The organism is Pseudobacillus sp. FSL P4-0506 (assembly GCF_038003025.1).
In the GTDB taxonomy this organism is placed as follows: Bacteria; Bacillota; Bacilli; order Bacillales; family Domibacillaceae; genus Pseudobacillus.
Window position 1 is genome coordinate 2,018,622 of sequence record NZ_JBBOOI010000001.1, and the last position, 10,784, is coordinate 2,029,405.

The following is a 10,784-nucleotide window of genomic DNA, read 5'->3' on the forward strand; positions in this document are numbered from 1 at the left end:
TTTGCAGGCTGAAAGAAAGCGGGGGGATGGCTTCATGCAAACAGCTTTAATTATTGGCGGTGGACAAGGCGGCCTTTCAGTTTTAAAAATATTGATGGACAGCCAAATGATGAAAGTAATAGCGGTGGCAGATGTAGATAAGGGGGCCCCGGCTATTCGTTTGGCACGGGAGATGGGGATTTCGACAGGGCAGAATTGGCAGTCATTCATGAAAAAACAGCCCGATGTCATTATTGAAGTAACCGGAGACAGCTGTATATTCGAAGCAGTTCGCCAATATGATCCCAATGCTGTTGTGATTCCAGGTAGTGTCGCTTATATACTGGCTCAGCTCCTCAAACAAAAAGAGGAACTAATTATGCGGCTGAAAAATCAGTCGTATCAATATGACGTCATCTTTGAATCCATTGATGAAGGAATGATCGTCATCGACCAGACAGAAAAGATTATCCTGTTCAATAAAAGTGCGGAACGTATTCTCGGGGTTAGGAAGCAGAACGCCATTGGGCAGCATGTAACGGAAATTGTACCGAACAGCCGCTTGCCGGAAGTGTTAAAACATAAACAGGCGGAAATTAACAGGGAACAAAAGTTGACAGAGAATGAGAAGATTATTACATCGCGGTTCCCAATGATCACAGCAGAAGGAAAGGTCATTGGAGCTTTTTCTATTTTTAAAGACATTACCGAAGTTGTTAATCTGGCTGAGGAGATCACTAATCTCAAGGAAATTCAAACGATGCTTAAGGCGATTATTTTTTCTAGTGATGACGCCATTTCAGTAGTAGACGAAAAAGGAAGAGGTTTGCTCATTAATCCGGCGTACACGAGATTAACCGGTCTCAGTAAAAAAGAGGTGATTGGAAAGCCCGCGACCATCGATATCTCAGAGGGAGACAGCGTGCATTTGCAAGTGCTTGCCAAGAAACAGCCAGTACGTGGTGTGAAAATGTACGTTGGTCCTAAAAAAAAGGAAGTCGTTGTAAATGTCGCCCCTATTCTTGTAGATGATAAGCTGAAAGGCAGCGTAGGCGTTATCCACGATTTAACAGAAATTCAATCGTTAACGAAAGAACTCGACCGTGCAAGACAAATTATTCGTACACTGGAAGCAAAGTATACATTTGAGGAAATCATTGGCTGTTCTGAAGAAATGAAAGTTGCTGTGGAACAGGCGAAAGCTGGAGCGAATACACCGGCAACCGTTTTGTTAAGAGGGGAGTCTGGGACTGGAAAAGAATTATTTGCTCACGCCATTCACAATGCTAGTGATCGCCGCTACAATAAATTTATCCGTGTTAACTGTGCAGCTCTCACAGAATCATTATTGGAGAGCGAGCTGTTTGGCTATGAAGATGGAGCTTTTTCAGGTGCCCGTCGCGGCGGCAAAAGGGGATTATTTGAAGAGGCAAATAACGGAAGTATTTTTCTCGATGAAATTGGTGAGTTAAGCGCCAACATGCAGGCAAAACTTTTGCGTGTGTTGCAAGAGCAAGAGATTGTTCGAGTGGGTGGAGCAAAATCTATCGCTGTTAATGTGCGGGTTATTGCGGCTACAAATGTTAATTTAGAAAAAGCGATGGCGGAGGGGACATTCCGTGAAGATTTATATTACCGGCTTAACCGGATGCCTATACATATTCCCCCACTTCGCAATCGAAAGGTAGATATCCCGCTTTTGTGTGAACGGCTCATCGCAAAGATCAATCAGGATTACGGAAGAAATGTCGAAGGAGTAACTTCTGAAGCAATGGAACGGTTGATGAACTATTCTTGGCCAGGTAACGTGCGGGAATTAGAGAATGTTTTGGGCAGAGCGATGATTTTCCTAAATTACAGCGACAGTTTCATTGATGCAGCTGCTCTGCCGCCGTTGTTGGAGGGAAAAAAGGAAATGAGCAGCATAGGAGATGAGTGGCGGGATGCTGGCAATCAAAAAGGGCATTCACTGCAAGAAATGCTGGATCTCTATGAAAAAGAAATCCTCCAATCACGCTTGGCTAAAAATAATGGAAATAAAACGGCAGCAGCTAAAGAATTAAAAATCTCCATTAGGAATTTATACTACAAGCTAGAAAAGTATCAGTTGCATTGAATTGCCTGCAAAAAATTGCACGGTATGCAAGCAACTGCAGAGAACGAATTGGAAAATAAAGCGTTTTCATAAAGGTGTTAGTGGCATAAGAATTGCATTATTAAGGCCAGACAGAGAATGTTAACGACTTAGAATAAGGAGGATGAACAATGGAAATTTTTAAATATATGAAAACATATGATTATGAACAGCTCGTATTTTGCCAAGATGAGGTATCGGGGTTAAAAGCAATTATCGCTATACATGATACAACATTAGGACCTGCGCTTGGCGGCACAAGAATGTGGACCTATGCATCGGAAGAAGCAGCTATTGAAGATGCTCTTCGTCTGGCACGAGGCATGACATATAAAAATGCAGCCGCAGGCTTAAATTTGGGCGGCGGGAAAGCGGTGATTATTGGTGATCCCCGCAAAGATAAAAATGAAGAAATGTTCCGGGCGTTCGGCCGGTATATCCAAGGGTTAAATGGTCGGTACATTACAGCTGAAGATGTTGGTACAACAGTAGAAGATATGGATATCATCCATGAGGAGACAGATTATGTCACGGGGATCTCTCCTGCTTTCGGTTCCTCTGGCAATCCTTCGCCGGTTACCGCTTATGGTTGCTTTGTCGGTATGCAAGCAGCAGCCAAAGAGGCTTTTGGCACAGACTCACTCGAAGGTCTCACTGTTTCGGTGCAAGGAGTAGGAAATGTCGCTTATCATTTATGCCGGCATTTACATGAGGCGGGAGCCAAGCTAATTGTAACGGATATTAATAAGGAGGCAGTAAAGCGGGCTGTCGATGAGTTTGGTGCTGTAGCGGTGAATACTGATGAAATTTATGGGGTCGAGGCCGATATTTTTGCTCCATGTGCTCTTGGAGCAGTAATTAATTCATCCACTATTCCTCAATTGAAAGTAAAAGTGGTCGCCGGCTCTGCCAATAATCAATTAAAAGAAAACAAAGACGGTGACGAACTGCATGAACGTGGCATTATTTATGCTCCTGATTATGTAATTAATGCCGGCGGTGTAATTAATGTGGCGGATGAACTGAATGGTTACAATCGGGAGCGCGCCATGAAAAAGGTTGAGCAGATTTATCATAACATTGAAAGAACCGTTAATATTTCCAAGCGTGATCACATTCCAACCTACCAGGCGGCGGATCGCATGGCTGAAGAGCGCATTCAGAAAATGGGCAAGGCAAGAAATCAATTCTTATTGAATGGCCATCACATTTTATCAAGACGGAAACATTAATTGAGAAGCGGAGGGGTGCTCTTGCAAGCAAAAGCATTCCGCATGCTCGTTATGTATGTATCTAAAGAAGAAGTGATAGCGGGCGTGTTTCATAATCAAATAGCCGTATTTGAACAAGCTTTTCCATATGAAAAGAAGACGCCGGCGGAGCTGTGCCTTCATTTGCTGGCTTCACTTGATAGAGAAGGAATGAACCTTTCAAAGCTTCAGGTCGTTTGTGTACCGAGATCGTTGGATACAACCCTGGAAGATGGGAAGAAAGAAGTCGACTATGGGGTAAATATGGCCTGTTATATCTCAGGCCAATTAAACATCCCTGCTTATTTTGTGGTTTTCAGTCAACTCCCACAAACAAGATGCAAATATTCCACTTACCAAGGGGATCGCTATTTACTCTCTTTGGCAGAGCAGACCCTTTTCATCTTAACGGGGGATGATTAATATACTAGGTATGGACCAGAGAAAGAGGAGGAGAAGATTTGGCTGAAGAATATGATTTAGTTATTCTTGGCGGAGGAACGGGCGGATATGTTGCTGCGATTCGTGCGGCACAGCTTGGTTTAAAAACAGCAATTGTAGAAAAAAGCAAGCTCGGAGGGACATGCCTTCATAAAGGGTGCATACCGTCTAAAGCCCTGCTGAGAAGTGCAGAGGTATTTAAGACTGCCAAAAAAAGTGAAGAGTTTGGAGTAACAACAGGCAGCGTAACGTTAAATTTTGCAAGGGTACAAAAGCGGAAGCAGGACATTGTAGATACGCTTTACAGCGGTGTGCAAGGATTAATGAAAAAAAATAAGATTGATATATATGAAGGGTTTGGTCGCATTTTAGGTCCATCTATCTTCTCCCCGATGCCAGGAACGGTGTCGGTTGAAATGAATGACGGAACCGACAATCCCATGCTTATTCCTAAAAATGTTATCATTGCAACAGGCTCCCGTCCGCGTTCTCTGCCGGATCTTCCTTTTGATGGGGAAACCATTTTATCTTCTGACGATGCATTAGCGCTTGAAAGCCTTCCAGCATCAGTCATTATTGTCGGAGGGGGCGTAATCGGCATTGAGTGGGCTTCTATGCTTGTTGATTTTGGAGTCAAAGTAACGGTTCTTGAATATGCAGATCGAATTCTACCAACAGAAGATATGGAAATTTCCAAGGAAATGGAGCGCTTGCTCAAAAAGCGCGGAGTAGAGATAATCACTCGTGCAAAAGTGCTGGCAGAAACAGTGGAAAAACAAAATAGTTCTGTGACCATTCAAGCAGAAACGAGTGAAGGACAGAGCACTCACAAAGCAGAGAAACTGCTCGTGTCCATTGGCCGACAAGCAAACACAGAGGGCATCGGCCTTGAAAATACAGAGATTGAAGTGGAGAAAGGGACTATAGCCGTCAACGAATTTTACCAGACGAAGGAGTCTCATATTTATGCCATTGGAGATGTTATTGGCGGCTTGCAGCTTGCTCATGTGGCTTCTCATGAAGGGATAACGGCTGTTAACCATTTAGCTGGGGAAGAAGCAGACCCGATTGATTATACAATGGTGCCTAAATGTATTTATTCCAGTCCCGAAGCAGCAAGCGTCGGCTTGACAGAACAGGAAGCGAAGGAACAAGGATATGAGTTAAAAACTGGCAAGTTTTCTTTTCGTGCAATCGGAAAAGCTCTCGTCTACGGAGAAAGCGATGGCTTTGTTAAAATAGTGGCAGATAAAGAGACGGATGACTTACTTGGCGTTCATATGATTGGCCCTCATGTAACAGATATGATTTCAGAAGCGGGTCTCGCCCGTGTACTTGATGCAGCTTCATGGGAAGTGAGTCATGCGATTCATCCGCACCCAACGCTTAGTGAAGCGATCGGGGAAGCGGCTCTTGCTGTGGAAGGTAAGGCCATTCATTCATAAGGATAGAAAGAAGGGAGAGAAATAGCTATGGCTGAAAATCGTCACACTGCGATAGGATTAAGTGATACAACAGTGCTGGAAATGTATGAAACAATGCTGCTTGCCCGCAGGATTGATGAGCGGATGTGGCTTCTTAACCGTTCAGGAAAAATTCCTTTCGTTATTTCCTGCCAAGGTCAAGAAGCGGCACAAGTAGGAGCGGCTTTTGCCCTCGATAAACAAAAGGATTATGTGCTGCCGTATTATAGAGATATGGGAGTCGTACTAACCTTTGGAATGACAGCAAAGGACCTGATGCTTTCTGGTTTTGCAAAAGCAGAAGATCCTAATTCGGCCGGCCGTCAAATGCCTGGGCATTTTGGCCAAAAGAAAAATCGAATTGTAACAGGGTCTTCCCCGGTTACTACCCAAGTTCCTCATGCAGTTGGAATCGCCCTGGGAGGGAAGATGGAAAAAGAGGACATCGTTGCTTTCGTTACTTTTGGAGAAGGTTCCTCCAACCAGGGGGATTTTCACGAGGGAGCCAACTTTGCCGGTGTGCATAAATTGCCAGTTATTTTTATGTGCGAAAATAATAAATATGCGATCTCAGTGCCTGTAGAGAAGCAACTGGCATGTGAAAACGTTGCTGATCGGGCGCAGGGATACGGCATGCCTGGTTTTACCATCGATGGAAATGATCCGATAGAAGTATATAAATATGTAAAAGAAGCGGCAGATCGGGCGCGGCGCGGAGAAGGCCCAACGTTGATCGAGACAGTCTCCTACCGTTTAACAGCCCATTCATCAGACGACGATGACCGTACTTACCGCTCACCGGATGAAGTGGAAAGAGCAAAATCAAATGACCCAATCATCACGTTTGGCAATTACCTGAGAGAGACGGGTGTGCTGAATGATGAAATTGAAAAAGAAATTAATGATCGCATTATGAAAGAAGTCAATGAAGCGACCGATTATGCTGAAAATGCACCGTATGCAAATCCGGAAGATGCATTGACTTACGTATATGCGGAGAAGCAATAGGGGGAGAAAAGGATGCCGGTAATTTCTTATATAGATGCGGTTACAATGGCGATGCGCGAAGAAATGGAACGGGATCCGAGAGTATTTGTTCTCGGGGAAGACGTCGGAAAAAAGGGCGGTGTCTTCAAGGCGACAGCCGGTTTGCATGAGCGGTTCGGAGAAGATCGTGTAATGGATACGCCGCTTGCAGAATCGGCGATTGCGGGAGTAGGCATTGGCGCAGCGATGTATGGTATGCGGCCCATTGCTGAAATGCAGTTTGCTGATTTCATTATGCCGGCTGTGAATCAAATTATCTCAGAGGCAGCCCGCATTCGCTATCGCTCGAATAATGACTGGAGCTGTCCAATTGTCATTCGGGCGCCATATGGCGGCGGAGTGCATGGGGCCTTGTATCACTCTCAATCAGTGGAAGCAGTATTTGCCAATCAGCCAGGCTTAAAGATTGTTATGCCTTCCACTCCTTATGACGTAAAAGGCTTGTTGAAAGCAGCTATCCGCGATGAAGACCCTGTCTTGTTCTTTGAACACAAGCGGGCTTACCGGTTAATTAAAGGAGAAGTGCCTACAGAGGACTATGTACTCCCGATCGGCAAAGCGGATACTAAACGCAAGGGAGAAGACATTACCGTCATTACTTATGGACTGTGTGTCCACTTTGCTATGCAAGCGGCAGAGAAATTAGCAAAGGATGGAATCGAAGCAGAAATACTTGATCTTCGTACCGTTTATCCACTTGACAAAGAAGCAATTTGTGAAGCAGCAAAGAAAACAGGAAAAGTTCTGTTGATCACGGAGGACAATAAAGAAGGTAGCATAATGAGTGAGGTAGCGGCCATTATTGCCGAGAACTGCCTGTTTGATCTCGACGCTCCTGTTAAACGATTGGCAGGCCCTGATGTGCCAGCAATGCCTTATGCACCGACTATGGAGAAGTTTTTCATGATGAACCCGGACAAAGTAGAAAAAGCTATGCGGGAATTGGCCGAGTTTTAAGGCGAACATAGAGAGAGGAGGTTTTTTTGTGGCAATAGAACAAGTAATGATGCCCCAGCTTGGGGAAAGCGTCACTGAAGGTACCATTAGCAAATGGCTTGTCCAGCCGGGGGATCATGTGAACAAATACGACCCAATTGCTGAAGTGATGACAGACAAAGTAAATGCGGAAGTGCCTTCTTCCTTTACAGGCACGGTGACAGAGCTTGTAGCGGCTGAAGGTGAAACGCTCGAGGTCGGAGCCGTCATCTGCCTGATGGATATTGAAGGGACAGGAGAGAAGAAGGAGTCATCCCTACAGGAGGCTTCTGACGCTGTCCAGTCAAAGCCGGCAGAGGAGACAGAAACGAAGGCGGAGAACAAAGCCCGGTATTCACCGGCTGTTTTAAAACTTTCCCAAGAGCATAATATTGACTTAACGCAAGTGAATGGGTCCGGAAAGGGCGGACGGATTACGCGTAAAGACTTATTGAAAATAATAGAATCCGGTGAAGTGAGAGCACCGCAGCAAATGGCTCCACAGCCAAAAGCAGATGCCCCAGAAAAAACAACAGCTCAAGCACAGGCAAAGCCATTGGTTTCCTCCATGCCGGGAGATATTAGCATGCCGGTGAGCGGCGTTAGAAAAGCAATTGCTGCGAATATGGTCCGTGCTAAGCAAGAAGTGCCGCATGCGTGGACGATGATGGAAGTAGATGTAACAAATCTTGTTGTCCGCCGTGACGCTTTAAAAGAAGAGTTTAAGAAGAAGGAAGGCTTTAATTTAACTTATTTTGCTTTCTTTGTGAAAGCTGTTGCTCAAGCTTTAAAAGAATTTCCACAAGTAAACTCGATGTGGGCGGGCGATGAAATTATCCAAAAGAAAGAGATTAATCTTTCCATTGCCGTGGCCACAGACGATGCTCTATTTGTCCCTGTGATCAAGCAGGCTGACGAGAAAACAATTAAAGGCATTGCCCGTGAAATTCACGAGCTGGCCGGCAAGGTTCGCTCCGGCACACTCAAGGCGGAAGATATGCAAGGGGGAACCTTCACAGTAAACAATACAGGGTCATTCGGTTCCGTGCAATCAATGGGAATTATCAATTATCCGCAAGCAGCTATCCTGCAGGTAGAGTCTATTGTAAAGCGTCCTGTTGTCATGCCGGGCGGCATGATTGCTGTGCGTGACATGGTGAATCTTTGTCTTTCATTGGATCATCGTGTGCTTGATGGACTAATCTGTGGCCGCTTTTTACAGCGTGTAAAAGAAATTTTGGAGAACATTTCAGCGGATACTTCCGTTTATTAAAAAGCAAGGGAAGCTGACCGCTGGCGCAAGGCCAACGGTCAGCTTCCTTTTTGCTGTTTTTGTATTTGATACAGAAAGCTTGATAAGAAAATAAGCAGAAAAATGATTCCGGTTCCAGTGGAAAGCCACTCACGTTTCCCGGTATTAAATAAAGCGTGCATACTATAAGAGATGATCATATTCGCGAATAAAATCACTGCTGCAACGAGAAGGCTTACAATAGCTGCTTTTAAATAAGTAACAAAAGCTATCACGGTTGCTGCTCCATCATTAATCCTTCTTCAAAAGACAAGTTAGCAGGTTCATCGAGCAGTTCAGCTGTCACTTCCAAATTTGTCGTTGGAACAGATGTACTTACCTCTGTAAATGTAAATCCGTCCATCCATACGTGTCCGATGCCGGATAATAATACACCGAAGGAAATAACTGAACTGTCTTCTGTTACATCAAGGACAATGGAATACAGATTCCATTCTGTACTGCCGGTAATTGGCCGGTTGTTCATATTATCGAATTGCAGCACATCTCCTGCCGCGTTGTCTACTCTCATCCACATGCCGGCAAATTGGTCAACTTTTTCTGTTTTAATGTAAGCAGATAACTTGACTCGTTTTCCAAGAAATTTAGCTGCTTTAAATTGTTGCATAATCGTAGCAAATTCGTCTGCATTTTGAACAGTGACCGATTTTAAATAACCGGAACAATTTCCTTGATGCACAACTTTCGTATCTGTTCCCATCTCATAATGGAATGGATGACTGCCGCTTAAAAACCATCCTTTTGCCTCTTTATGATTGTCCATGTTTCCGCCTCCATTTTTGATTAAGATTGAGCCTATCAATTTGCGGTATTGCCCTGGGGGCATGTGGAACATTTTCTTGAAGGCTCTTGTAAAAGATTCCTGTGTTCCAAAATGAAAATCCAGAGCAATGCTAATGATCGGTTCGTCTGTATAACGAAGTAAACCCGCTGCCTGGGTCAGCCTTCTGCTCCGTATATATTCCGCTATTGTCATGCCGGTTTCTTTTTGGAAGATCCGGTGAAAATGATACAAAGAAAAACCGGCATAGTCCGCTATCTTGGCGGCTGTCAGTTCGTCGGTTAAATGCGCCTCGATAAAACGAATGGTTTCTTGCAAAACAGGTTGATAATTCATTGGCTGGCCTCCTTTATAAACAGCATAAATGAAGAGAAGATTTGGTTCTTGACTTTTCTTGCTATTTTTTCAAAAAAAAGCTACCGGTGATTTTTCCGGTAGCTTCATAGCTTATTTGAATAAACCAGCGATCCAGTCAACGATTCCTTGCAGGAAATCAATAATAGACTGCAGGATGCCTTTGCCTTCATCAGAGTTTTTGAATTCGTTCCATTTTTCTTTTGCCTTGTCAATTTGCTGGTTAACCTGATCCCAATTAATATCAAGATTTTTCATTTTATCAAACAGAGCAGAAAGCTGGTCGATTTGATCCTGTGTCAGCTGAATATTTAGCTCGTTCGATACATTGTTAATAATGACTTTAATTTCTTGAATCGTTTGCGGGTTTTCCTTTGCAACTTCTTCTTTTATGCGCTGAATCAATTCAGTCGCTTGCTTTTCACCGATTTGATCGCCGAGTTTCGCTGTGGTAACCATTTCTTCATTGGCGACTTGTTTTTGTTCTTCCGGAATTTTTTCACCGGTAGACGTTTCATAGGCTTTAATCAATCCGGTGAGTGCGGCGGTACCCGATACCTCAAACGGAGCGGTAATATAAATGTCTGCATCTTTTACACCTGCTGTAGACAAAGCATTCGTATACATTTCTTTAGATACCCAGGAAATATTATTCGTCTGGACATTAATTCCGTATCCTTTTTCCTTCATCGTAATTTTACTGGATGAAAGGGCTTTTGAACCAATTTGTGCTTTCGGTATATACTCACCTAAATATTTATGCTCTTCTGCGTTGGATACGGTGACAGTAGTGACGTCAGTTGGAACGTCCATTTCTTTTAAGATTTGTTCTTTTTGAGCAGGTGATAAATTTTCGCCGAGAGTTACGATTACGTCGCCGACGGCACTGTCAGCATGCGCTATCGTGGTTAAGCTTAAAAACAATACTCCCAACCATGCGAAGATTTTTCTCATTTTTTTCTCCCCTATTTCAGTTTCCTTCGAATAAGAAGGTAAGGATAGCATAGCATGTTATCAAAAAATTTTCACGGATGGGCCATAAGAAAAA

10 protein-coding genes are annotated in these 10,784 nt (G+C 43.9%); 7 read left to right on the forward strand and 3 right to left on the reverse strand.

Features of this window, described 5'->3' with window-relative positions; all coding sequences use genetic code 11:
- Positions 1-34: 34 nt before the first annotated feature.
- The 7 genes from MKZ02_RS09955 to MKZ02_RS09985 all read left to right on the forward strand — a co-directional run bounded on the left by MKZ02_RS09955 (position 35) and on the right by MKZ02_RS09985 (position 8,562).
- On the forward strand, positions 35-2,095 hold the full coding sequence (locus MKZ02_RS09955) for a sigma-54 interaction domain-containing protein (protein ID WP_120032844.1): 2,061 nt from the start codon (positions 35-37) through the stop codon (positions 2,093-2,095).
- 149 nt (positions 2,096-2,244) lie between these two features.
- Positions 2,245-3,345 carry a branched-chain amino acid dehydrogenase gene (gene bcd, locus MKZ02_RS09960; protein ID WP_340853375.1) on the forward strand — a complete coding sequence of 367 codons (1,101 nt, stop codon included), beginning with the start codon at positions 2,245-2,247 and terminating at the stop codon, positions 3,343-3,345.
- A 21-nt stretch (positions 3,346-3,366) separates the two neighbouring features.
- Positions 3,367-3,786 carry a hypothetical protein gene (locus tag MKZ02_RS09965; RefSeq protein WP_340853379.1) on the forward strand — a complete coding sequence of 140 codons (420 nt, stop codon included), beginning with the start codon at positions 3,367-3,369 and terminating at the stop codon, positions 3,784-3,786.
- Between the two features lie 38 nt (positions 3,787-3,824).
- A complete protein-coding gene (gene lpdA / locus MKZ02_RS09970) occupies positions 3,825-5,249 on the forward strand; it encodes a dihydrolipoyl dehydrogenase (RefSeq protein ID WP_120032834.1) in 1,425 nt (474 codons plus the stop codon).
- Between the two features lie 27 nt (positions 5,250-5,276).
- Positions 5,277-6,275, forward strand: a complete 999-nt coding sequence (locus MKZ02_RS09975) for a thiamine pyrophosphate-dependent dehydrogenase E1 component subunit alpha (protein ID WP_120032831.1) — start codon at positions 5,277-5,279, stop codon at positions 6,273-6,275.
- 12 nt (positions 6,276-6,287) lie between these two features.
- Complete coding sequence (locus MKZ02_RS09980) at positions 6,288-7,271, forward strand: alpha-ketoacid dehydrogenase subunit beta (protein ID WP_120032828.1); 984 nt, start codon at positions 6,288-6,290, stop codon at positions 7,269-7,271.
- A gap of 28 nt (positions 7,272-7,299) precedes the next feature.
- A complete protein-coding gene (locus tag MKZ02_RS09985; protein WP_340853386.1) occupies positions 7,300-8,562 on the forward strand; it encodes a dihydrolipoamide acetyltransferase family protein in 1,263 nt (420 codons plus the stop codon).
- A 38-nt stretch (positions 8,563-8,600) separates the two neighbouring features.
- Here MKZ02_RS09985 and MKZ02_RS09990 read toward each other — a convergent pair whose 3' ends face one another.
- The 3 genes from MKZ02_RS09990 to MKZ02_RS10000 form a co-directional block, all read right to left on the reverse strand.
- The gene (locus tag MKZ02_RS09990; protein WP_340853388.1) at positions 8,601-8,816 is read right to left on the reverse strand and encodes a hypothetical protein; all 216 of its coding nucleotides are present in this window, start codon (positions 8,814-8,816) and stop codon (positions 8,601-8,603) included.
- Positions 8,813-9,718, reverse strand: a complete 906-nt coding sequence (locus MKZ02_RS09995) for an AraC family transcriptional regulator (RefSeq protein WP_340853389.1) — start codon at positions 9,716-9,718, stop codon at positions 8,813-8,815. Before MKZ02_RS09995 ends, MKZ02_RS09990 begins: the two co-directional genes overlap by 4 nt.
- Positions 9,719-9,829: 111 nt before the next feature.
- A complete protein-coding gene (locus MKZ02_RS10000) occupies positions 9,830-10,690 on the reverse strand; it encodes a DUF1002 domain-containing protein (RefSeq protein ID WP_120032815.1) in 861 nt (286 codons plus the stop codon).
- Between the last annotated feature and the right edge of the window lie 94 nt (positions 10,691-10,784).